16 protein-coding genes and 1 pseudogene are annotated in these 23,772 nt (G+C 54.1%); 9 read left to right on the top strand and 8 right to left on the bottom strand.

The window, feature by feature from the left end:
- Positions 1-61 precede the first annotated feature (61 nt).
- From LHL18_RS16235 to LHL18_RS16255, 5 genes are read right to left on the bottom strand one after another with little or no spacing between them, the layout of a single operon-like run.
- Positions 62-2,623, bottom strand: coding sequence for a glycoside hydrolase family 3 protein (locus tag LHL18_RS16235; RefSeq protein ID WP_226767849.1), 2,562 nt, complete (start codon positions 2,621-2,623; stop codon positions 62-64).
- A gap of 32 nt (positions 2,624-2,655) precedes the next feature.
- Positions 2,656-5,124: a glycoside hydrolase family 3 N-terminal domain-containing protein gene (locus LHL18_RS16240; RefSeq protein WP_226767850.1), complete on the bottom strand. Its 2,469-nt coding sequence runs from the start codon at positions 5,122-5,124 to the stop codon at positions 2,656-2,658.
- A gap of 14 nt (positions 5,125-5,138) precedes the next feature.
- Positions 5,139-6,158, bottom strand: a complete 1,020-nt coding sequence (locus tag LHL18_RS16245; RefSeq protein WP_226767851.1) for a glycoside hydrolase family 43 protein — start codon at positions 6,156-6,158, stop codon at positions 5,139-5,141.
- Between the two features lie 4 nt (positions 6,159-6,162).
- Positions 6,163-7,650 (bottom strand): MFS transporter, encoded by a 1,488-nt coding sequence (locus tag LHL18_RS16250; RefSeq protein WP_226767852.1) that lies wholly within the window; start codon positions 7,648-7,650, stop codon positions 6,163-6,165.
- Positions 7,651-7,679: 29 nt separating this feature from the next.
- Complete coding sequence (locus LHL18_RS16255) at positions 7,680-9,008, bottom strand: glycosyl hydrolase family 8 (RefSeq protein ID WP_226767853.1); 1,329 nt, start codon at positions 9,006-9,008, stop codon at positions 7,680-7,682.
- 170 nt (positions 9,009-9,178) lie between these two features.
- On the opposite strand from LHL18_RS16255, the gene LHL18_RS16260 reads away from it, so the two are divergent.
- From LHL18_RS16260 to LHL18_RS16270, 3 genes and pseudogenes are all read left to right on the top strand, one after another.
- The gene (locus tag LHL18_RS16260; RefSeq protein WP_226767854.1) at positions 9,179-10,615 is read left to right on the top strand and encodes a sugar porter family MFS transporter; all 1,437 of its coding nucleotides are present in this window, start codon (positions 9,179-9,181) and stop codon (positions 10,613-10,615) included.
- Between the two features lie 103 nt (positions 10,616-10,718).
- Positions 10,719-11,654 (top strand): annotated as a pseudogene (locus LHL18_RS16265) (aldose epimerase family protein); the annotation flags it as partial.
- Positions 11,655-11,830: 176 nt separating this feature from the next.
- A complete protein-coding gene (locus LHL18_RS16270) occupies positions 11,831-12,331 on the top strand; it encodes a Pycsar system effector family protein (protein ID WP_226767856.1) in 501 nt (166 codons plus the stop codon).
- A gap of 157 nt (positions 12,332-12,488) precedes the next feature.
- On the opposite strand, the gene LHL18_RS16275 is transcribed toward LHL18_RS16270, so the two are convergent.
- Entirely contained in the window at positions 12,489-13,400 is a 912-nt protein-coding gene (locus tag LHL18_RS16275) for a LysR family transcriptional regulator (RefSeq protein WP_226767857.1), read from the bottom strand.
- Between the two features lie 98 nt (positions 13,401-13,498).
- On the opposite strand from LHL18_RS16275, the gene LHL18_RS16280 reads away from it, so the two are divergent.
- The 3 genes from LHL18_RS16280 to LHL18_RS19875 are packed head-to-tail and all read left to right on the top strand — an operon-like array spanning position 13,499 to position 14,603.
- Positions 13,499-13,825, top strand: a complete 327-nt coding sequence (locus LHL18_RS16280; RefSeq protein ID WP_226767858.1) for a nuclear transport factor 2 family protein — start codon at positions 13,499-13,501, stop codon at positions 13,823-13,825.
- Complete coding sequence (locus LHL18_RS16285; protein ID WP_264190252.1) at positions 13,822-14,520, top strand: SDR family oxidoreductase; 699 nt, start codon at positions 13,822-13,824, stop codon at positions 14,518-14,520. Before LHL18_RS16280 ends, LHL18_RS16285 begins: the two co-directional genes overlap by 4 nt.
- Entirely contained in the window at positions 14,475-14,603 is a 129-nt protein-coding gene (locus LHL18_RS19875; protein ID WP_404817947.1) for an SDR family oxidoreductase, read from the top strand. Before LHL18_RS16285 ends, LHL18_RS19875 begins: the two co-directional genes overlap by 46 nt.
- 79 nt (positions 14,604-14,682) lie before the next feature.
- Here LHL18_RS19875 and xylA read toward each other — a convergent pair whose 3' ends face one another.
- Positions 14,683-16,002, bottom strand: coding sequence for a xylose isomerase (gene xylA, locus LHL18_RS16290; protein WP_226767859.1), 1,320 nt, complete (start codon positions 16,000-16,002; stop codon positions 14,683-14,685).
- Between the two features lie 108 nt (positions 16,003-16,110).
- Complete coding sequence (xylB, locus tag LHL18_RS16295) at positions 16,111-17,565, bottom strand: xylulokinase (RefSeq protein ID WP_226767860.1); 1,455 nt, start codon at positions 17,563-17,565, stop codon at positions 16,111-16,113.
- Positions 17,566-17,794: 229 nt separating this feature from the next.
- On the opposite strand from xylB, the gene LHL18_RS16300 reads away from it, so the two are divergent.
- The 3 genes from LHL18_RS16300 to LHL18_RS16310 all read left to right on the top strand — a co-directional run bounded on the left by LHL18_RS16300 (position 17,795) and on the right by LHL18_RS16310 (position 23,770).
- On the top strand, positions 17,795-18,991 hold the full coding sequence (locus LHL18_RS16300; protein ID WP_134058075.1) for a XylR family transcriptional regulator: 1,197 nt from the start codon (positions 17,795-17,797) through the stop codon (positions 18,989-18,991).
- 163 nt (positions 18,992-19,154) lie between these two features.
- Entirely contained in the window at positions 19,155-20,891 is a 1,737-nt protein-coding gene (locus LHL18_RS16305; protein ID WP_226767861.1) for a glycoside hydrolase family 43 protein, read from the top strand.
- Positions 20,888-23,770 (top strand): glycosyl hydrolase 115 family protein, encoded by a 2,883-nt coding sequence (locus LHL18_RS16310; protein WP_226767862.1) that lies wholly within the window; start codon positions 20,888-20,890, stop codon positions 23,768-23,770. The genes LHL18_RS16305 and LHL18_RS16310 overlap by 4 nt, the downstream gene beginning before the upstream one ends.
- The last annotated feature ends 2 nt before the right edge of the window (positions 23,771-23,772 follow it).

Here is a 23,772-nt window from a genome sequence, read left to right on the forward strand (position 1 = left end):
TGTTGGTGTGGGTGAAGCTGTTTCAGCCACACCCTACACCAAGCACTTCACAATAAACACATCAGTTGCCGCAGGTGGCATTCCCTTCATTTTGTGCCAGCCGCACATTGGCCAGTTGCAGTACCAGGCCGCCATCACTGCGCAGCACCATAGGTTGCGTTACCCGGCTGATATCAAAGTTGCTGTTGGCCTGGCTAAAGCAGCGCAGCGCTATTCTCGTACTGTGCCAGCCTTTACCCTGCATTGCCTGCAGGTTACTGCTGATATCCAGCATACTGGCGCAGTTATCGCCGCACTGCATACCCAGCTCAACCTTAGTGCCAGCAGCAACCGACACCACCTGGTACTCCAGCTCCAGCGCCATATCACCGTTTGACTGGCGGGCTAAGTCCAGCGCTATGCCATCAGCATGGCCCAACCGCACTGTGGCAGCTTTGTCAAACCGCAGTGTGACCGAATCTTCCTGTTGCAGCCGGTCAGTTGCTATTGCCGTTACTGCACCTGCTGCAGAGCGCTGCTGCGCATCCGCTACCACCGTGATGGTGCCAGCATCTGACAGCTGTAACTGCCAAGGTGTTACCGCTTTACCGGCATACAAATAACGGCTGCTGTTTAACATCGCCGCAGCGCTGATGCCGGCATTTTCATGCAAAGTTGCCAGCACAGTATTGTCGCGGTAACTCAGGCCATAGCCGTAAGCAAATAGCGGGTTGTAGTTAGCGTCGCCGACATTAAGCGGCTCGCCTTTAGCGTTGTCAGGCCAGGAGAACGACAACCGGCCATGAAAATCGTAACGTACGCTGCCGTCTGCGGCACGAAACAACACATCGGCTACTGCCCCACCCTCGGTGCCCGGTAAAAAGGCGGCGACAAAGGCATCCGACTGGTTCAGTTCCGGGTTGACCCACAGCGGCCGGCCAGATAAAAACACACTAACGGTTGGAATACCCTGCGCTTTTAGCTGTTTAAGGATTTGCAGCGCCCGGTTATCGTCAAACGCCAGATGGCTGCGATCGCCGATAAACTCAGCATAAGGTTCTTCACCAAACACCACTATGGCGACATCGGGTTTGACGCTGAAACGGCCGTTTTCACTTAGCTCCGTGCTGCCGCCACCGGCCTGCACGGCATGCTGAATACCGGCATAAATAGATTCGCCATTGGGGAAGTCATGATTACTGTTGCCAGAGCCCTGCCAGCTTAACGTCCAGCCGCCACTTTGCTTACCGATATTATCGGCACCGTCACCGGCTACCAGCACTCTGCCGCCGGCACGCAGCGGTAACAGTTGCTGATTGTTTTTCAGCAACACTAACGATTTTCGTGCTGCTTCACGCGCTAGGGCGCGGTGGCTGGCATTACCCAGCAGCTCATAACGCCCGGCCAGCGGCCGCTGTGATGGCCTGACCTGCTCAAACAGCCCCATCTCGGCTTTGATGCGCAGCACGCGGCTTACTGCCTCGTCCAGCCGCGCCATACTGATACGGCCATCTCTTACCTGCGCCAGCGTATTGGCATACAGCGTTTGCCAACTGTCCGGTGCCATATACATATCCAGCCCAGCCAGCAGCGCATTGGCGCAATTGGTTGGCGTGCAGCCGGCAACCTGGCCGTGGCCGTTCCAGTCTCCGACCACAAAGCCATCAAAGCCCATGCGCTTTACCAGCACATCGGTCAGCATAGGCGCAAAACCATGCATTTTACTGCCATGCCAGCTGTTATACGACGCCATGACCACCCGGGCACCGGCTTTAATGGCAGCGTAATACGGCAAGGCATGAATATCGCGCAGCTGGGCTTCAGTGCTGATATTATCGCCCTGATCTTTACCTGCCACCGTGCCGCCATCACCAAGAAAATGCTTTACCGTCGCCAGCATATGTTCGCCGCGTAAAAAATCCTCTGCACCAACCATGCCCTGAATGCCCTGCAGAATATAAGGTGCATAGCTGGCAACCAGCGCCGGATCTTCGCTGTACGACTCATAAGTGCGGCCCCAGCGGTCATCACGCGCTACCGCTATGGTCGGTGCAAAAGTCCAGTCCAGCCCGGTTACCTGCATTTCAACCGCGGTTGCCCGGCCAATAGCCTGCAGTAACTGCGGTTCGTGCATAGCGCCAAGGCCAATATTGTGCGGAAATATCGTCGCACCTTTTACGTTGCTGTGGCCGTGCACGGCATCAGTGCCCCAGAACACCGGAATGTAAGGCCGGCCATCGCTGGTGTCGGTGCTGGCCTGCCAGAAGGCATCGGCCAGTTCAAGCCAGGCCGCAGCGCCCACTCTGTTATCGCGCCCCGGCGCCGAGTTACCGCCGTTTAGCACTGACCCCAGATAATACTGCCGTACCTGTTGTGGCGTGACCGAAGCGATATCGGCCTGAATAATCTGACCGACTTTCTGCTCGGTGCTCATTTGGCTTAGCAAAGCACTGACTTTGCGCTCTATTGCTGCAGAGCGCGCGATCGGCGACGCCTGCATTGGCCAGTTCTCTGGCTCAATGCGCGGCTGCAGCGGTGCGTCGCTACTGCCCTGCTGCGGTGACTGGCTGCAGGCAGCCAGTAAAACGCTGCCAAGCAACAAGCAGCTGCGTAACGGCGTGCGGTATTTAGTGTTATCAGACATCCTTATGCCTCCTGTGAACCCTGTATCTGCGCTCAGCGCGCGGTGACGCTAACCTGACTTAAGTAGGCTTTGTTGTCACTGACCTCGGTCAGCGCCCCGCCGATACTGAAACTGCCCTGTAAGCGGATATCTGCTGACGAACTGCCAAGCTGCACGCTGATTTCGCCCGGTTCCACTACCCAGCGCATAGCCTGATCAAAAAATGCCAGTAAATTAACCGGCAAAGTAAAACTGACTCTGGCCTGCTCACCGCGTTTTAGCGCCAGCCGGGCAAAGCCTTTTAACTGTTGCACCGGCCGCGTGACGCTGGCGACCGGATCATTGATATACAGCTGCACCACTTCGGTACCGTCGCGCTGGCCGCTGTTACGCACCGTCAGACTGATACGGACTTCACCATTAGCCTTTGCCTGGCTGGCATCAATCTTCAGGTCACTGTAGCTGAAACTGGTGTAGCTAAGGCCATGGCCAAACGGATACAGCGGGCTGATATCGTCAAACAGATAGCCGCGTTTTGCCGATGCTTTATGGTTGTAATAACTGGGAATATGGCCGGCACTGCGCGGGAATGTCAGTGGCAACTTACCCGATGGGTTAACATCACCAAACAGCACATTCGCCACCGCACTGCCGGTTTCCTGGCCCAGATACCAGCTTTCAATAATGGCCGGCATGGTTTGCGCCAGCTCGCCCAGCGCCAGTGGCCGGCCATTTTGCAGCACCAGTACCACAGGCTTACCGGTTGCCAGCAGCGCGTTGGCCAACTGCAGCTGATTACCCACCAGCTGCAGGCTGGTACGATCGCCCAGGTGTTTATCGGCCCAGGCCTCACGCGATAAGCCTTCGTTTTCGCCCAGTACCAGCACCACCGCATCAGCGCTTTTTGCCAGTGTCACGGCTTCATCGAGTAACCCCTGGCGGTCCTGATCAATAGCCAGTGCAATATCATCATGGTTCCAGCGCTGCATGGAAAAGGTACCGGCCTGCTTGCTGCGCTGGCGTACATCGGCCAATGCAAAGACCTGTTCGGCTGAGCTTGCCGGTGCTGCGGGCAGCGGCTTGGTCAGCAGTGTACCGCGCGCGAACACCACCTCGGCTTTACCCTGCAGTTTTTGTTTCAGCCCCTGATAAATACTGACCGTCTGGCGCGGAATACTGCTGTAACCGCCGAGTAAGGTTTCATCCGCATGCGGCCCAATTACCGCCAGTTTGTTAATCTTGCCGGCATTTAACGGCAAAGTGCCGTCATTTTTCAGCAATACCAGCGATTTTTCCGCCACGTCGCGGGCAAAACGCTGGCTGGCATCAGCCCCAACTTTTGCATCCGCCACAGCGGCATCAACATAAGGGTTTTCAAATAAGCCGAGCCGGAACTTCAGCCGCAGCACGCGCTGCACCGCCTGATCAATGGCCGTTTCGGCTAACTCGCCGCCCTCAACCAACGCCTGCAGGTGCAAAAACGCGTCCGGATCGGGCGTTTCCATATCTACCCCGGCCAGCAGCGCGGCTTTAGCGGCCTGTGCATCACTGTTGTATAACTGATGGCGGCTGTTCAGCTCTTCAATCGCGAAGTAATCACTGACAATCACACCGTTAAAGCCCCACTGCTCGCGTACTACCCCCTGCAGCAGCGGCTGATTGACATGCGATGGAATGCCATCAATTTCGTTATAAGACGCCATAATACTGCCGGCATGCGCCAGTTTTACCGCTGCCTCAAACGGTGGTAAAAATACTTCATGCAGCTCCCGCGGGCCGATTTGCGCCGGTGCAATATTCACACCGGCTTGCGGCTGGCCGTGGCCGGTAAGATGCTTTAATGTCGCCACCACTTTATCTTCAGCAAAGACACCGTCTTTACCGGCATTACCCTGAAAACCTTGCACTGCTGCTACGCCCAGTGCTGACATCAGATAAGGGTCTTCGCCCATGGTTTCTTCAATCCGGCCCCAACGCGGGTCACGGGCAATATCCAGAATCGGCGTCAGCGCCCAGTGTGCACCGGTAGCGCGCATTTCTTTTGCCGCCAGCGCATACACATCATGCATAATTTGTGGTGACCAACTGCTGGCCAGGGCAATCGCCTGCGGCAGGCTGCTGGCATCAAACGCCGCGTAACCATGTAAGGCTTCTTCGTGCATCAGTGCCGGTATGCCCAGCCTGGTGTGTTGTTTTAGCCAGCGCTGCAAAGCATTATTAAATTCGGCGGTCTGCTGAGGTGTTTTGAACTCGCTGGGCCGGCCAATATGGCCAATACCGTGCGGTATCAGCTTAGCGGCTGCGTCTGCAACAAACCGCAGCTGTTTATCTTCCAGCGTGCGTCTTTGCTGCCATACCGTTTGCAGCTGGGCAACTTTTTCTTCCAGTGTCATGCGGCCCAGCAGGTCATCTACCCGCTGATCTACCGCCAGGCTGCTGTCCTGATACGGCAAAGCCGCAGGCTCCGCTGCGGCCAGTGCACCGGCAGATACAAGCGCAGCAAACAACAAAGCTTTATGCATAACGGGGCTCCCGGTTAATCACGGTATGGCGTTAGGGTAACAATACGGCCGTTGGCGTCGTGTTGCAGCGGCGCCATTTTTACCGAGCGCAGATGGGTGACGCCTTTTGACAACACCGAGTCGTGGTAAAACAGATACCAGTTGCCGTTTAATTCGCAGATTGAATGATGGCTGGTCCAGCCAATGACCGGTTCAAGAATACGGCCCTGATAGGTAAAGGGGCCGTACGGGCTGTCGCCGGTGGCAAAGCAGATAAAATGCGTATCGCCGGTAGAATAGGAAAAATAGTACTTACCCTGGTATTTATGCAGCCAGGACGCCTCAAAGAAACGCCGCTCGTTATCGCCGGCCAGCAAGGGTTTGCCATGCTCATCCAGGATAATAATCTCGCGCGGCGCCTCGGCAAATTCCAGCATATCATCGCGCAGGCGGGCCACTTTTGGCCCCAGTGCCGGCTCAGAGGCGTCAGGCTCAGCGTATTGTGCGCTGTACTGATTATTACGGTACTGCTGTAATTGCCCACCCCAGATGCCGCCAAAGTACAGATAAAAACTGCCGTCATCGTCGGCGAAAACTGCAGGATCTATCGAGTAACTGCCCTGTATCGGTGCTGGTTGGGGTTTAAAGGGGCCGGTAGGGCTGTCACTGGTCGCGACACCTATCTGAAAGCGGCCGGCAGCGTTTTTCGCAGGAAAATAAAAATAATAGCGCCCATCTTTGCAGGCAGCATCCGGCGCCCACATCTGCCGCTCGGCCCAGGGTACATCATCGATATGCAGCGCCACACCGTGGTCAACGGCCTGTGCCTGCGGGTGGTCCAGCGACAGCACGTGGTAGTCCTGCATCGCAAAGTGGTCGCCATTGTCATTAAAGGCCACACCCGCCTCGATATCATGCGACGGGTAAATATAGATGCGGCCTTCAAACACATGGGCAGAAGGGTCAGCAGTATAAATATGCGTGACCAGTGGCTGTGATAAGGCGCGCTCGCGCAAAGCCTCACATTCGCTGTCTGTCAGAAGAGTGTCGGCCATGGTGTTAGTCTCCCTGTACTGCGGCGGAAACGGCACGGCGCTGCTGCAACTCCCGCTCAATTTCAGATTCTTTACGTTTATTAATTTCGTATACCAGCATGCAGGCTACGCCAAGTAGGAACGGCAAGGCGGCATAAATACTGACCGAGAGCTTAATGCCCTGCACTGTTTCAGCCGCTTGCAACGGCAGCTGGGCATCATAGCCGTAGTGCGCCAATATGCCGGCTACCAGTGCACCACCTATGCTCAGGCCCAGTTTCAGGCCAAAAATCATCGCCGAAAAAATAATGGCGGTAGCGCGGCGGTGGTGTTTCCACTCGGAATAATCGGCAACATCGGCAATCATTGCCCACAACAGCGGAATGGTAATGCCGTAAAACAAGCCGTGCAGTATCTGCGCTAAAAACACCAGGCCAATGGCGTCGGCCGGCAGCCAATAAAACAGCAGAATAAACAGCGTTGAGACAAACAGCGCCAGCGCAAACACATCGCGTTTGCCAAAGCGGTCGGCCAGCGGCTTGGAGAAGCCGATGCCAATAATCATGCAGATAATGCCGCCGGCATTAAACAGGCTGAAACCGGACGTTGCCGCATCTTCCGGCCATAAAAAGCTGTTTAAACCAATACTGTTTAGCAGTGCATTTAAACCGTTGATAAAGCGGTTAAAGCCAATATCCTGCAAAAACTGCGCGATATCCGGCGCCCTTAAGTAATGCTCGAAGTAAAAAATATACATGCCGCCTTTTAGTGCCAGTGTAATAAACACCAGCACGGTCAGCAGCAGCATAATGGCCCAGGGCTTGTTGCCGGCCAGATCAGTTAAGTCCTGGCGGATACTGGATTTTTCGGCCTGTGGTGCAAATACCCGCTCACGGGTAGTGAAGAAGGTGATCAGAAAAAACACTATACCGGTGCCGGCAAACAGCAACATCACACTTTCAAAACCGGCGGCTTTGTCGCCCTCGCCGAAGATCAGCACCAGTGGCAGCAACAAGGCCTGAATAATAAACTGCGCCACCATCACAGCGACAAAACGGTAAGCCGACAAGCTGTTACGTTCGGCCATATTGCCGGTGAGCACACCGCTTAACGCCGAGTACGGCAGGTTATTGGCAGAGTACACCAGCACCAGCAACACATAAGTGGTAAAGGCATAAATAATTTTGCCTTGTGGGCTGAAATCCGGCGTGCTGAACGCCAGTAACGCTATGACGCCAAAGGGAACGGCAGTCCATAAGATCCATGGCCGGAATTTACCCCAGCGGGTTTGGGTGCGGTCAGCAATCAGGCCCATTACCGGGTTAAAACAGGCGCCGATAACACCGCCGGCAAAAATAATACTGGCCGCGGCGGCCGGGGGGATCTGATACACATCGGTGTAAAAGAATGCCAGAAAAGTCATCAGCGTCTGAAAAATCAGATTGGCAGCCAGATCACCCAGGCTGTAGCCGATTTTCTCCGTCACACTTAGTTTATGCGTTACTGTCTGCATTTAAATTTGCCTGTTGGTTATCGTTGTTTTTATTCTGTTTTTGCTGCTTGTGCAGCTGGCAACCATGCCTGAAACTGACCACTGACATGCAGCAACCCGAGTAAATACAGCATGCCGTCGTAGTAGCGGTACTGGCCGCTGGGTATCGGCTGCTGCCACAAGGCCCGGACAAAGTCTGCCGAGTGCGGGTTGCTTGCCGCCAGGCTGGCTACCGCATTCATCGCAACCAGACCCGCTGTTGGCCCAGCATTTTGATCTGTATCGAGTTTTTTACCATCCAAACTGTACTGGCCGCCATAGTTATTTAACCCCTGACTGGCAAAAAACGTCTGTAAGCGATTGCTGCGCTCTACCGCACGTTGATCTTTACGCCACCAGCTCCAGTCAAACGACCAGTTCATTGCGCTGCGCCAGGCATCAAAGCGAAAGTCGGCGGCTTCAGGCCGCCAGGGCGCGGCCCAGGGGCTGCCATCAAAATTGCCATAATCGGGTGTCAGGCCGGTTTGCGGATGGGCAGCTTTGCTAAAATAGTCGCGGCTAACCTGCGCCGCCTTGTGCCAGAAACTGCGATCAGCTTCTGGCCCTACTCTGGCCCAGACCTCGTAAAACGCCGGTAAATGATAAGAGGCATCGGTATGGTCGGCGTTGGGTAAATCCGGCGTAAAGCGCACCATCGCATATTGCGGGTGGAACATGTTAGTGCCGGTTTGGCGGCCACGCTGCGTATTGCCGGTTATCGGCTGGCGGTGGCGCATATGTGTCAGCAGCGTATCTGCCTGCGCCTTGTACTGATAAATGCCATTGCCTTCGCCCCAACGCACAGCCGCAAAATACAAGGCGGTCGCAAAGTAAATTTCGCCGTCCGGTGCCGGCATTTCATCCAGTGCTACGCCATCACTGCGCACCGACCAGGCAAAATAACCATAGGCCGGATGCGCCGGGTCACTATGGTACATATGGCTTTTTGCCCAGTTCCACAGTGCATTGAATTCGGCTTGTTTATTCAGTTGCACGGCGATCATCATGCCGTACGACATGCCCTCTGAGCGCACATCGTTGTTGTTGATATCAAGGATATAGGCTTTGTCGCCATCGGCGTTGTTACCCGCCGGGAAATACACCGCCTCATTTGCCGCATCGCCATAAAACAGCTGGTTAAAAGCCTGCTGAGTTTTGGCGTTTACCGCTTGTTTACTATATCCCTGAGCCGCAAACAAATCAGGGTATTGCCCGCTTACGGCACTGCCCTGCTGTGCCTGTTCTGCCGTTTCAGCTGCACCGGCGCAAAGCGCAAATAACAGTATGCCGGCCAACATGCCGGGCTTGAGTAAGGCGCTAACGCTAAGTGCTGCTGTCATGCTGATCGTCACGGCTAAAATGGCTGAATGACCTTACCATACAACGGCCATTGGCTAAGGGGATTAATGAAATGTACTGAAAGATTTATGTTTTTTAACAAGCAGACTGTACAGCGGGCGATTAAACTTTATGCTGCTTAGAGATAACTACAACAACAGGAGTTACCATTTTGCAGCCAGATTCAGCGACACTGACCACCCCGGCAACCGCCGCAGCAGAGGCCGATAACCGCGGTTTTATTTTATTTATTACCGTTGTTGCCACGCTGGGCGGTTTTTTATTTGGTTATGACAGCGGTGTTATCAACGGCACCGTTGATGGCTTACAGCTGGCGTTTAATTCTGAAAGCGCCGGTACCGGCTTTAATGTTGCCAGCATGTTACTCGGCTGCGCGGTAGGGGCATTTTTCGCCGGCCGCTTAGCCGATATTCTGGGCCGGCGTACGCTGTTACAAATCGCCGCAGTGTGCTTTGTGATCAGCGCCTGGGGCTCGGGTATTGCAGAAAGCTCTTTGGAGTTTGTGCTGTACCGTATTTTAGGTGGCCTGGCCGTTGGCGCGGCATCTGTGATGGCGCCAGCTTACATTTCCGAAGTAGCGCCGGCGCGCTATCGCGGCATGTTAACCACAGTACAGCAGATTGCCATTATTTTTGGCCTGTTTATGGCCTTTATCAGCAATTACCTGCTGGCCAAATTCGCCGGCGCGTCTACTTCTGTGCTGTGGCTTGATTACAGCGCCTGGCGCTGGATGTTCTGGATGGAGCTGCTGCCAGCCGTGCTGTTCTTGCTGATGCTGCTGTTTATTCCCGAAAGTCCGCGTTTTCTGGTGCTAAAAGGTAAAACCGCGCTGGCGGCGCAGGTGCTGCGTAAGCTGTATGGCGATGCGGCAGCCGCGCGCAAGCAGGTTGATATCGAGCAGTCGCTGAGCAGTAATCATCAGCCACGGCTGAGTGATCTTATCGATAAGCCAAGCGGCAAACTGCGCCGCATTGTTTGGGTCGGTATTGGCCTGGCCACCTTTCAGCAGTTGGTGGGCATTAACGTGGTATTTTACTACGGTGCTGTGCTGTGGCAGGCGGTGGGCTTTTCCGAATCGGATGCCTTGCTGATTAATGTGATCAGCGGTGCGCTTAGCATAGCGGCCTGTGTCATTACACTATTGGTGATTGATAAAATTGGCCGTAAACCTCTGCTGAAATGGGGCTCGGTTGGTATGAGCCTGACCTTAGCCCTGATGGTACTGGCGTTTGCCAATGCCGAACAGGATGCCAGTGGCCGCCTGCTGCTGGGTGACTGGGGCATAGTTGCGCTTATCAGTGCCAATGCCTATGTGTTCTTTTTTAATATGTCGTGGGGCCCAGTGATGTGGGTCATGCTGGGTGAAATGTTTCCGAACCAAATTCGCGGTTCAGGCCTGGCGGTAAGCGGCCTGGCACAATGGGGCAGTAATTTTTTGATCACAATGACCTTTCCGCTGTTACTAAGTGGTATTGGCCTGGCCGGTGCCTATGGCCTCTATACGCTGGGCGCAGTTTTGTCAGTGTGGTTTGTCGCCCGCATGGTGCATGAAACCAAAGGCAAAGAACTGGAAGATATGCCGGGGTAATGCCGCTTCCACTGTGGCATTAAATTCCGTAATAGCGGCGGCAGCTAACGCAATACAGCCGCCGCACTGACAAGGTTAGGCTGGGTTATTTGCCACTGCAGGTAACCCTATGCGCCAATTTTCGTTAACTAATCATAAAGGCGATCGCCTGACGATACTGGAACACGGTGCCAGTATGCAAAGCTGGTCGGTAGCCGTAGGCCCAGAGCGGCGCGAACTGATCCTCGGCTACGCCAACCCGCAGCAGTATCAGCAGGACAACAGCTATCTGGGCGCTGTAGTCGGCCCCTATGCGAACCGCATCGGTAATGGCAATTTGCAGTTAGCTGGGCAACATTATCAGTTGCAGTTAAATGAAGGTAAGCATCATTTACATGGCGGAGCCAACGGCCTGCACCGTCAGCAGTGGCAACTGCAGCAGCAAACATCATCCAGCGTGCAGTTGCGCTGTATTTTACCAGATGGCCATAGCGGCTACCCCGGCCCGACAGCATTCAGCGTGCTTTATCAGCTTAATGCTGACAGCTCACTGGATGTCACGCTCAGCGCCAGTGCAACACAACTCACACTGGCAGGGCCAACCCTGCACCCGTATTTTAATTTATCTGGCAAAGCAGAGCCGATAAACCAGCATCAGCTATGGCTTAACGCTGAGCAATATACCCCAACCGATAGCGATAAAATCCCCACCGGTCAGCTGCTGGCGGTAGCTGAAACGGCGCTGGATTTTCGCCACTGCAAAACCATCGGCACGGTACAGCTTGATCACAATCTGGCAGTGACAGCCGATATGCAGCAGAACGCCGCGATCCTGACCAGCCCGGACCAGCAGCTCAGGTTGCTGGTGCGCTCAGACTACCCCGGCCTGCAGGTATATACCGGCGATTATCTGGCCGCACCGTTTTCCCCGCGCCAGGGCATTTGCCTGGAACCGCAGTTTTACCCCGATGCGCCAAACCACAGTCAGTTTCCACTGCGGTTAACCAGCCCGGAGCAGCCCTTTAGCGCACATATCCTTTATCAGCTGGAGCATGGGTAAATAACAACTTACTCCTAAGTGTCGATGGAATTCTATATTTGAAATTTTCTCATTGCATTAATTGCATTGTTGAAATACTACTTAAACCGTATCAATAAAATTCAAACAAAAATCTGCCCGAATAAAGCACACAACACATAGCCGGTTTAAACATTAGTCAAATGGGGGAAAATCTTATGAACAAAGATATTCAGCAAAGAGATCTAATTGAGTTCCAATTCCTCAACGAACAACAAATACATGAAAACATTAAATTCGCTGATCAAAAAGCAGTACAAATAATTGCAATTAATGGTGTCCTTCTCGGTTTTTTATTTCAGCAGTTTAAAATTGAAGAGATGCAAGGAAATTGGATTGCGTTTGTCCTATGTGCGTTGTTTATTGGTGGAATCGGTGCGGCGCTATTAGTTATAAAACCACGAGGTATTATAGGCAGAAAAAGAGGTGCTGGTGTTATAGACTCCTCTAGAATTGCACAATCAGATCTGACAGATTACTTGCAACGACTATCCACTATTAAAACTGCTGAATTTATTGAAGAATTGAGAATTTTTGTTTACGACAGAGCAACCATTGACCAGCAAAAATATAAGTTTCTTCGTATTTCTATTTATATATCATTCCTAGCTTGGGTATGTTCAATTGCATTTTTCGGCTGGGTTAAGCTTTTCGTCTAAGAACTCATTCAAACGAAATCTAAGACCCCCAACGTTAGTGCTGACGCTTCTTCTTACATCCAGATAAATAGGGTCAGAACAAGATTAAGCGTCAATTTGGCATAGGCTGTTGTGAGCGCCGCATCAGGCGTCAGTGCAGTCGCCAAATAGCCTGGATCTAAAGCTGATTGAATGGTTCCCGGTCGAGCAGACAGTCGATAAAGGCACCGAGGAGGGCCGGTCGATGTCGTCTGCTAGGATAGTAGAGGAACAGCCCCGGCCGCGAAATCGACCAGTCCGCGAGGACCTGTACCAGCCGTCCCTGCGCTAAAAGCTCTGCCACGCCGTCTCGCTCAAAGTGATAGGCAATACCTAGCCCGTTCAGCGCAGCGGCAATGCCGATGTCAGCATGATTGGTCACGATAGAGCCTTGCACCGCCACTTCGAGTCGTTGTCCTTGTTTATTAAACTCCCAGCGGTAGTACCTACCGTCCATTTGTAGCCGCCAGTTGATGCATTTATGCTGATGCAATTCGGCGGGTGACTTTGGTGTACCCCAACGCGCGAGGTAGTCCGGGGACGCTACAGCGACCATGTTCAGGTCTGGTGTCAGGCGCACCGCAACCATGTCTTTCTCCAGCTTGCCACCGACGCGGATGCCCGCGTCAAAACGGCCGGAGACAATATCAGTCAGCGCGTCGTCGACCACGATGTCGAGAATTACGTCAGGGTGTACCTGATGAAACCGTGCAAGCCTTGGTGCAATGATAGTTCTTGCAGCGATCCCCAGCGTGTTGATGCGAAGTGTGCCACTAACCTGTCCTGATGCCTCACTGACTTCAGCGACAGCATCTGTTATCTCACGAAACAACGGCGCTATGCGCCTATATAGTTGTTCGCCACTTGCCGATGGCGCAACGCTTCGGGTTGTACGATTCAAAAGACGTGCTCCCATGCGCCCTTCCAGCTGTCGGATGGTCTGGCTCAGAGCGGACGGCGATAACCCCAAATGCTCTGCAGCCCGGGCAAAGCTCTTACGCTCGACGACTGCGACAAAGGCCTTAAGCTCAGCAAAATCTGATCCACGCATTACACATGATTTCCTACACAACCCATTCTTATTGTGCTGTATTCACTAAATTAACACAAGGGCGCATAGTGTGTTCTTTCCCAACTAAGGAGGTCATTATGTCTGCTTTAGCTCTCCCCGAGCCCATTGCCGCGTATTTTGCGGCCGAACATAACCCTGAGGCCCTGGCGCATTGCTTCACGGCGCAAGCTGTCATGAAAGACGAGGGGCACACCTACACGGGTATCAACGCTATCAAGGCCTTTATGGCCGAGGCATCTGCTAAATACAGCGCGACGAGCGTGCCGTTTGCCATTGAACGGGAGGACGGCTACCAAATCGTTCGCACTAACGTCAGCGGCAACTTCCCCGGCAGCCCGATCGTTCTGTCCTACCGCTTTCGCCTGGAACGCGGCCTGATCGCATCACTGGAGATAACAGCATGAACTTCGACCTTCATCTGGATGGCCTGCGGGCCGTTGTTACCGGCGGTACACAGGGCCTTGGCGCTGCAGTCGTTAAAACGCTTACGGAGGCTGGAGCCCGGGTGGCGACATCTGCCCGCACGGTGCCTGCGCAGCCGCTACAGGGGGTAACCTACATAGCTGCTGACCTGTCGACGGCGGAAGGTGTAAACCATCTTGCTCAGACCGTCCTGCAGGATTGGGGCGGTGCGGACATACTGATCAACGTCCTTGGTGGCTCAAAAACTCCCACTGGCGGTTTTGCTGCGATAAGCGATGAGCACTGGTTCGCCGAGCTGGATCTGAACCTGATGCCCGCCGTACGCCTCGACCGTGCACTGCTGCCGAAGATGCTGGTTCAGGGCTCGGGTGTCATCATTCATGTCAGCTCTATCCAGCGTGTGCTGCCTTTGCCTGATTCCACTACCGCCTATGCCGCAGCCAAGGCTGCCCTCACCACCTACAGCAAATCGTTGGCAAGAGAAGTGACGCCAAAGGGCGTTCGTGTGCTGAGCGTGGCGCCAGGGTGGATTGAGACCGAGGCTTCCGTAGCATTCGTTGAGCGGATGGCTACCGGAGCCGGAACGGACTACGAGGGCGGCAAGAAACTGGTGATGGACTGGCTGGGGGGATCCCGCTTGGCCGGCCAGCCAAGCCAAACGAGGTTGCCGATCTAATCGCCTTTCTGGCATCCCCACGCTCCGCTTCGATATCAGGGGCGGAATACAGGATAGACGGCGGCACAGTTCCTACCCTGTAGTCTGCTGAAATCTCACTTCTCAAGTACAAAAAAGCCCGGCAAGCCGGGCAATCACACACAGGACTACGGGAGCTAAAAGTTAGCGGTACAGCACCAGATTCAGCTGGTTTTCCAGCAGCTCTTGCCGGCCGCTGACGGGTTGTGGATCAAGTTGTTCGCGTACAGTCAGGTCAGCCAGCGACTGCAGGCTGTGTTCACCACTCTGAATGGCTTTACCCAGGCTGTCACTCCAGCCGGCGTAGCGCTTAGCCACTGCGCTGCTGAGGAAGTCTTTCTCAATCAGTGCGGCGGCGCGTTTTAACGCCATCGCCAGATGGTCCATTCCGCCAATATGGCCATAGAACAGGTCGTAGCGGTCGAGGCTTTGACGGCGCAGCTTGGTATCAAAGTTAAAGCCACCGGTTGAGAAACCGCCGGATTTGAGAATTTCGTACATCACCAGGCTTAACTCTTCGACATTGTTCGGGAACTGATCGGTATCCCAGCCGTTTTGCGCATCGCCACGGTTAGCGTCGATACTGCCAAAAATGCCGAGCGAAATGGCCGTAGCAATTTCATGGTGGAACGAATGCCCGGCCAGCGTGGCGTGGTTGGCTTCAATGTTTACGCGGAATTCTTTTTCCAGACCAAATTGTTTTAAGAAACCATACACCGTAGCAGAGTCGTAATCGTACTGATGCTTGGTTGGCTCTTGTGGTTTAGGCTCGATAAGTAAGGTGCCTTTAAAACCGATCTTATGTTTATGCTCGACCACCATTTGCATAAAGCGGCCCAGCTGAGCGCGCTCCTGGCGTAAGTCGGTATTGAGCAGGGTTTCGTAGCCTTCACGGCCACCCCAGAGTACATAGTTGTCGCCGCCCAGACGCTTGGTGGCATTCATCGCGTGAAATACCTGAGTTGCGCCATAGCTGAATACCTGTGGATCCGGGTTAGACGCAGCACCTGCAGCATAACGCGGGTTACTGAACAGGTTAGCGGTACCCCACAGCAGTTTTACGCCACTGTCAGCCTGTTTTTGTTCCAACACATCAACCATCGCCGAGAAGTTATTAACGTACTCTTTAATGTTGCTGCCTTCGGGGGCAACGTCGGTATCGTGAAAACAGTAATACGGAATACCCAGTTTCTGGAAAAACTCGAACGCAACATCGGCTTTGTGTTTGGCTTGCTGCATCGCATCGCCAGCTGCCAGCCAGGGGCGGTTAAACGTTGGCATGCCAAATACGTCCTGGCCGTTCCAGCAGAAGTTATGCCAGTAACAGGCCGCCATGCGTAAATGCTCGGCCATGGTTTTACCGAGGATTTTTTCACTGGCGTTGTAATGTTTGAACGCCAGTGGGTTAGTGCTGTCGGCACCTTCATAGGCGATTTTGTCTATCTTGTCGAAATACTGAGCCACGCTGCTCTCCTTGGTTTTGCACTAAATGCTATGGTTCTAATGTTGGGCATAGCGGCGGCATGACACAATTATGTTTTTTCAGAGCCAAGTTGTGCTTTTCACCAGTTATCAGAATAGGTCGGCCAAGCGCTGATAAAGTGCGATAAAGCGCTGGTAACGTGGCGCCAGCGCCGCATAACGCTCAGCCGAAGGCTGATGCTGACTGACCAGTGGCGGTTGCGGGCAGATATCATCCAGCGTTGCCTGCGGATTAATTGCCAGCACAGCCAGCCTGGCAGCACCCAGCGCTGGCCCGACTTCACCACTTTCACGAAAGCTCAGCGGCCGCTGCAGTACATCGGCCAGTAGCTGCCGCCAGTAAGGGCTGCGGGCACCACCACCGATCAGGTTAATCTCTGTTGGCTGTAAGCCGCTGTCATGCAGCGCTGCCGCGCCTTGCGCTAAGGCAAAGCTGACACCTTCGAGCACGGAATACGTCAGCGCCGCCCTTGTTGTACTGTGGCTTAAACCAAACCAGACGCCTTTGGCATCGGGGTTGTTGTGTGGGGTGCGTTCGCCGGATAAATACGGCAGAAATAGCGGAGCCTGCGTAGCATCCACATTGGCTTGCTGCAACTCATCAAGCAGCGCCGCGACCGGCGTGTTGGCGACATTGCCGGCATACCATTGCAACGAGCTGGCGGCGCTTAGCATCACCGACATCAGATGCCAGCTGCCAGGCAGGGCATGGCAAAAACTGTGTACCGCCGATTGCGGGTTAGCTTTAAAGCCATCGCTGACGGCAAAGTACACGCCGGAGGTGCCCAACGACAACATGGCCTGCCCCGGTTTCACAATACCGGCACCGACTGCACCCGCCGCATTGTCACCCCCTCCGGCAACCAGTGGCACCTGCTGCATACCCCAGCGCTGCGCAAGTTCCGGCAGCAGGCTGCCGGTGATCTGATTGCCTTCATATAACGTCGGCATATGGCTGCGGTTTAAACCACAGGCGGCCAGGAGTTCATCGCTCCAGTCGCGCTTTGCCATATCAAGCCACAGCGTACCGGCAGAATCTGACATGTCGGAGGCAAAATCGCCTGTCAGGCAAAAACGCAGATAGTCTTTTGGCAGCAGCACTTTGGCCACGCGGTTGAACTGTTCTGGTTCATGCTGGCGCAGCCAGAGCAATTTTGGTGCAGTAAAACCGGGCATCGCCAGGTTACCGGTCAGTTGTGTTAATGCCGGCACCTGTTGCTGTAATTGCTGGCACTGCGCGAACGAGCGGCCATCGTTCCACAGAATTGCAGGCCGGATAAGCTGATTATCAGCATTGAGCAAGGTAGCACCATGCATTTGCCCGGCCAGCCCTATGGCCTTTACCCCGGCTAAACTTTGCCGTGCGGCCAGTTGCTGCATGCAGCTTTGCAATGCCTGCCACCAGTGATCCGGTGCCTGTTCCGACCACAAAGGCTGCGGCCGGCTGACTTCAAGCTCAGCGCTGGCGCTGTCGATTACTGCAGCGTTATCGCCCAGCAAAATGGCTTTAATGCCTGATGTTCCCAAGTCTATACCGATGTACATGCATCACCCTTTTCTGACATTGACGGCTATCAGGCAATCTTTGTTGAGCAACCTGGCAGCAGCAATTACGAAAATTCGTAATGGGTTGCAAAATTATCATTTTTCGTTTGCCAGAGTTAACTACTGGTCTAATATTGAACACGCCTGCCCTATTTTGGTACAGGCGAAAAATAATAATAAAGCTTGATATAACAATAATGAGCAACAAACTTAGCAACAGGACGGGGATATGTTTAAAGCTAAACACAGCATTACGTTGTTGTTTAATGCTAATAAAGTGTATGACAGACAAGTAATAGAGGGCATAGGCCATTATCTGCAATCTTCCAAAGTAGACTGGGACCTGTATCTGGAGGAAGACTTTTCCTGCCGCCTGGAGCACATTCATGAATGGGGTGGCGATGGCATTATCGCCGACTTTGATGATATGAATATCCAGCGCGCGCTGGCCGGCACTAACAAGCCGATTGTTGGCGTCGGTGGCTCGTACAGCGACCCGGCCGATTACCCGGCTGTACCTTATGTCGCAACAGATAACTATGCGCTGGTGCAAAGCGCTTACGAGCATTTAAAGCGCAAAGGGCTCGACCGGTTTGCCTTTTACAGCGTGCCTACCGATGAACATCACCGCTGGGCAAGAGAGCGCGAAAACGCCATTCGCCAGCTGACGGCCCAGGACGGTTATGATTGTCAGATTTATCAGGGCCACTGCACCCGGCCAGAAACCTGGCAGTACGCAATGAACCGGCTGACCGACTGGATACAAAGCCTGCCCAAACCTATCGGCATTATTGCCGTAACCGACTCACGCGCCCGCCATCTGCTGCAGGCATGCGAGCATGTCAGCATTATCGTGCCGGACAATATTGCCATTATCGGCATTGATGATGACGATATCGCCCGTTACTTAAGCCGTATCAGCTTAAGCTCAGTCACTCAGGGCTGTTTTGAAATGGGCTATAAAGCTGCCAAACTGCTGCATACCCAGCTGAACAACATAGATGTTGGTCACAAACGTATTTTGGTGGCACCGGCCGGGGTAGCGTCGCGCCAGTCGACCGACTTTAAAGCGTTGCGCGACCCTTATGTGATTCAGGCCATGCATTACATCCGCCGTAATGCCACCCGCGGCGCCAAGGTGGAACAAGTGACAGACTTTGTTGGCATTTCCCGCTCTAACCTGGAACAACGCTTTCGCGCTGAACGCGGCCATTCTATCCATACCGAGCTACACAATCAAAAGCTGACCAAAGCCTGCAAAATGCTGAAAGACACCCAGGTTAACCCCAGCGAAATTGCCAAGCTGTGCGGTTATCCGTCATTGCAGTATATGTATGCTGTGTTTCAGCGCCATTTTGGCCAAACACCAAAAGATTACCGCACCGAACATACCGGTGTGCCAAGTGATATGGCAGTGAATGATTAAACTTCCAGCCAGGCGCTGAGGCTGAGCCATGAAAAAAACGCACAGCACTGACGCATTTTCATAACAGTAAGGCCATTGATGACAATGGCCTTTTTACTTTTAATGTCACTGACTTTTTCGCACGCCGTAGCGATAACGGCAAAGACGACAGGAGTGACATTCCATGCAAAACCGCTTTTCGTTAACTCTGCCAGGTCTGGCTTTACTAAGTGCACTTTGCGCCTGCCAGCCGCAAACTACACCCGACACCAGCAAGCCAGCACAGGATAGCAGCGAACCAACAAACAACAGCGCGGCCACTGTGGCACAGTTTGACTGGTTTGAATATCAGGGCCAGGATGCGGTTTTTGCGGCGCCGTTAGAACCCGGGCAATACCAGAACCCGGTGCTGGCGGGCTTTTTCCCTGACCCCAGCATTACCCGTAATGGCGATGATTACTACATGACGGTATCGTCTTTTACGTATATGCCCGGTTTACCGATACTGCACAGCCGCGATCTGGTGAACTGGCAGATCATAGGTTATGCGTTGACACAACAGTCGCAACTGCAGATGGATGGCTTACAGGTGTCACGCGGTATTTTTGCGCCGACGCTGCGCTATCACGATGGCACTTACTACCTGATCACCACAGTAGTCGACAGAGGTGGTAACTTTATTCTGACCGCCGCCGACCCGGCCGGCCCGTGGTCGGAGCCGATCTGGCTACCGGAAATAGACGGTATAGACCCGGATATCTTCTTCGATGACGATGGCAAAGTGTATATCGCCCACAATGGTGACCCGGTCGAATCACTGTACGAGGGCCACAAAGCCATCTGGCTATGGCAGTATGATCCGAAAAGCCAGAAAGTGCTGCCCGACTCAAAACGCCTGCTGGTAAATGGCGGTGTTGACCTGAGCACTAAGCCGATCTGGATTGAAGCACCGCATCTGTATAAGCACGACGGCTGGTATTACTTGCTGTGCGCTGAAGGTGGCACAGCCGACCAGCACTCGGCGGTTATTTTTCGCAGCCGCAGCCTGACCGAACCTTTTTTGCCCTACAGCAATAACCCTATTCTGACCCAGCGCGATTTAGCGCCAGAGCGGCCAGCCCCTATCACCACCGCCGGTCATGCCGATTTTGTGCAACTGCCAAACGGCGACTGGTGGGCCGTATTTCTGGCCAGCCGCGCTTATCAAGAGCGCTATTTTAATACCGGCCGTGAAACCTTCTTATTACCGGTAAGCTGGCAGGATGGCTGGCCGCATATTTTGCCGGCCGGGCAACCGATTCCCTATCGCCCTTCGGTGCCAGAGCTTAACGTTGCGTCGGTTGCAGAGCCACTGACAGGCAATTTTACCTGGCGTGATGAGTTTGATAGTAACGAGCTGAATTTACACTGGAATGCACTCAGGCGCTTTGACCACAGCTGGCTTGAGTTCAATAATGGCCATCTGCAGTTAACCGCCAAGCCTGACAGCCTTGCCAGCATGCAACAGCCGGCCTTTATCAGCCGCCGCCAGCAGCATACAAACTTTACCGCCAGCACCGCGCTTAGCGTGCCAGCGGCACCCGTATCTGCCGGTATCGTCGCCTTTCAAAACGAGCAATACCATTACTATCTGGGTGTTCGGCAAACCAGCAGCGGCAGCGAGGTTTTTCTGCAGCAGGCCAATGGCGCAACGCCGGAAAATATTGCCAGTATGCCTCTGCCAGAGGAAACAAACAGCGTGCAGTTAAAAATCAGCGGCAACGCCGGCAGCATCAGCTTTTATTACGCTGTAGCAGACAGCGACTGGCAGCCGGTTGCCACTGAGCAGGACGCCTTACTGCTAAGCACCCAGGTAGCAGGTGGCTTTGTCGGCACTATGCTGGGGCTGCATAGCCATCTGGAGGCGGAGTCTCAGCCATGAGACAACTGCTGTTACTGGCCACCTTGCTGCTTAGCCATGCGGTTCAGGCGTTACCCGGCAACTATCTGGCGCAGCAGCGCGCTGACGGTGATTTTGCACTGGTCGCAACCGGCAGCCAGGCGCTGATCCTGGTTGATCAGCACGAGCATAAAGGCGTGCTGCGGGCGGTAGACAGCCTGCAGCGCGATATTAACAGCATCAGCGGCAGGCAGCTTGCTATCGCGACACAGGGCCGGGCGAAACAGCTGCTGATTATTGGCAGCTTGGGTAACAATGCCCTGCTGGATCAGCTGGTAAGCAGCGGTAAACTGGATGTCAGCGCTATTGCCGGCAAATGGGATGCGTATCACATTCAGCTGATCGCGCAACCGCTGCCCGGTGTTGACCAGGCACTGGTCATCGCTGGCAGTGATAAGCGCGGTGCCATCTATGGCATTTATGATCTGGCTGAAACCTTAGGCGTATCGCCGTGGCACTGGTGGGCCGATGTGACACCGGTTCAGCGCGCTGAGCTTTATATCAAAGCTGGCACCGCATTTAGCGATGCCCCTAAAGTGAAGTACCGCGGTATTTTTCTCAACGACGAGCACCCGGCACTGACGAACTGGAGCGAAGAAAAATTTGGCGGCTACAACAGCCGGTTTTACCTGCATGTGTTTGAACTGCTGCAGCGGTTAAAAGCCAATTTTCTCTGGCCAGCGATGTGGAACAATGCTTTTGCCGACGATGACTGGCAAAACGCTGTACTGGCCGACGAAATGGGCATAGTGATGAGCACCAGCCATCATGAGCCTATGATGCGCGCCGACAAAGAGTGGAACCGCTACGGTGAAGGCCCGTGGGAGTATTCTACCAACCGCGACAATATCTATAAGTTCTGGCAACAAGGTGCAAAACGACATAAAAATCTGGAAAGCCTGTTTACACTGGGTATGCGCGGCCAGGAAGATGAGCCGATGAGCGAAGGCGACAATATTGAGCTGCTACAGCAGATTGTCGCCGATCAGCGGCAGATTCTGCAGGAAACCTTCAACGACAGGCCCATAGCAAGCGTGCCACAAGTGTGGGCGCTGTACAAAGAAGTACAGGGCTTTTACGAGCGAGGCATGCGGGTGCCGGACGATGTTACCCTGCTGTGGGCCGACGATAACTTTGGTAATATCCGCCGCCTGCCGACCAAGGCAGAGCGTAACCGCAGTGGCGGTGCCGGTGTGTATTATCACTTTGACTATGTGGGTGCGCCCCGATCCTACCGTTGGATTAACACCGTGCCGCTGGCGAAAATCTGGCAGCAGATGAGCCTGGCCTGGCAGTATCAGGCCGACAGGATCTGGATAGTGAACGTTGGCGACTTAAAGCCAATGGAGTTACCGACAGATTTCTTTTTGCGCATGGCCTGGAACCCGGACGCCTTTAACGCAGACAATCTGCAACAATTTACCACCGACTGGGCTGCCCAGCAGTTTGGTGCGGCGCAAGCGCCCGCTATTGCCTCGTTACTACAAACTTACACCGCGCATAATGGCCGGCGTAAACCGGAAGCCATAGAGCCGGGCAGCTACAGCATTTTACACTATGCTGAAGCTGAGCGTATCAGCACTGAACTGGCGCAGGCAGAAGCACTTGCCGACAAGGTACAGCAACAGTTAACAGCGCAGTTGCAGGATGCCTATGTGCAGCTGGTGGCCCACCCGCTAAAAGCCAGCCGGGCGGTATTTGAGCTAAACCGTGCCGTAGCGATGAACCAGCTACATGCTCAGCAGGGCCGCGCCAGCACTAACTACTGGGCAGAGCGGGTAAAGTATTGGTTTGACACCGACGCCAACCTGACAGCGCAGTACCATAGCCTGGGCAATGGCCGCTGGAACCATATGATGTCGCAACCGCATATCGGCTTTACCTACTGGCGTAACCCTCCGGCCAATTTAATGCCGGTGGTATCAGTAGCCAGCCCGATGCCGGTGGCCGATATGGGTGTGGCAGCAGAAGGTTCAAAGCTGTCGTGGCCGATAAGTGAATACCGTGGTGAACAACTGAAGCTCGATACCTTTCACCCGCATGGCCAACAGCAGCGCCAGATTGAAGTATTTAATAAAGGCAGCGCGGCGTTTGAATTCAGCGCTAAGGCGTCGGCCGACTGGGTAACGCTGAGCCAGAGTCAGGGAGCAGTAAAAACAGAACAGCGCATTGCAGTCTCAATTGACTGGCGTAAAGCGCAAACCGGCTTAAACCAGGCAGAGGTGTATATTAAGGGTACCGGCTGGGGCGGCGCTAAAGTACAGGTGTCAGCCTTTAAGCCCGCTGTAGCAGCCACCACAGGTTTTGTTGAAGCCGACGGCTATATAGCGCTGGATGCCGCCAGCGCTAAGGTGGGAGGTAGCTCTGCACATGCCCGCTGGCAAAAGCTTGAAGGCTTTGGCCATAGCGCTGCCGCCATGGTGGCATTGACTGAACGGGATTATCAGCCCGACGAAGCAAATATCCGCCAGGCACCTTACCTGGAGTACCCGCTGTATTTTCACAGTACCGGTCAGGTAATGCTGCACAGCACAGTGGCACCAACGCTGCAGCTACTGCCCGGCCGGAAGTTGCGCTTTGCCGTGGCGCTGGATGACGCGCAACCGGTCATCGTTGATACCTTGCCCGATAGCAGCGAACACGCCTGGCAACACGCAGTACTGGATAGCAGCCGCACGCTAAAAACACCACTGCACATTAAACAAAGCGGCGTTCACCGGCTGCGTATTTACCTACTCGACCCGGCAGTGGTACTGCACAGGCTGCTGCTTGACAGCGGCGGCGTAAAACCAAGTTATCTCGGCCCGCCGCAAAGCCTGTACCTGACAGACGGCACAGCGGCCATTAACGGAGCACAGTAAGC

It is taken from the genome of Rheinheimera aquimaris (genome assembly GCF_020531985.1).
In the GTDB taxonomy this organism is placed as follows: Bacteria; Pseudomonadota; Gammaproteobacteria; order Enterobacterales; family Alteromonadaceae; genus Alishewanella; species Alishewanella aquimaris.

Coding starts and splice junctions, on each gene's coding strand:
- LHL18_RS16285 (WP_264190252.1), top strand. CDS start 13,822: ATGAACTTCGACCTTCATCTGGATGGCCTGCGGGCCGTTGTTACCGGC.
- LHL18_RS16240 (WP_226767850.1), bottom strand. CDS start 5,124: ATGCATAAAGCTTTGTTGTTTGCTGCGCTTGTATCTGCCGGTGCACTG.
- LHL18_RS16270 (WP_226767856.1), top strand. CDS start 11,831: ATGAACAAAGATATTCAGCAAAGAGATCTAATTGAGTTCCAATTCCTC.
- LHL18_RS16275 (WP_226767857.1), bottom strand. CDS start 13,400: ATGCGTGGATCAGATTTTGCTGAGCTTAAGGCCTTTGTCGCAGTCGTC.
- xylB (WP_226767860.1), bottom strand. CDS start 17,565: ATGTACATCGGTATAGACTTGGGAACATCAGGCATTAAAGCCATTTTG.
- LHL18_RS16255 (WP_226767853.1), bottom strand. CDS start 9,008: ATGACAGCAGCACTTAGCGTTAGCGCCTTACTCAAGCCCGGCATGTTG.
- LHL18_RS16245 (WP_226767851.1), bottom strand. CDS start 6,158: ATGGCCGACACTCTTCTGACAGACAGCGAATGTGAGGCTTTGCGCGAG.
- LHL18_RS16310 (WP_226767862.1), top strand. CDS start 20,888: ATGAGACAACTGCTGTTACTGGCCACCTTGCTGCTTAGCCATGCGGTT.
- LHL18_RS16250 (WP_226767852.1), bottom strand. CDS start 7,650: ATGCAGACAGTAACGCATAAACTAAGTGTGACGGAGAAAATCGGCTAC.
- LHL18_RS16235 (WP_226767849.1), bottom strand. CDS start 2,623: ATGTCTGATAACACTAAATACCGCACGCCGTTACGCAGCTGCTTGTTG.
- LHL18_RS16280 (WP_226767858.1), top strand. CDS start 13,499: ATGTCTGCTTTAGCTCTCCCCGAGCCCATTGCCGCGTATTTTGCGGCC.
- LHL18_RS16305 (WP_226767861.1), top strand. CDS start 19,155: ATGCAAAACCGCTTTTCGTTAACTCTGCCAGGTCTGGCTTTACTAAGT.
- LHL18_RS16300 (WP_134058075.1), top strand. CDS start 17,795: ATGTTTAAAGCTAAACACAGCATTACGTTGTTGTTTAATGCTAATAAA.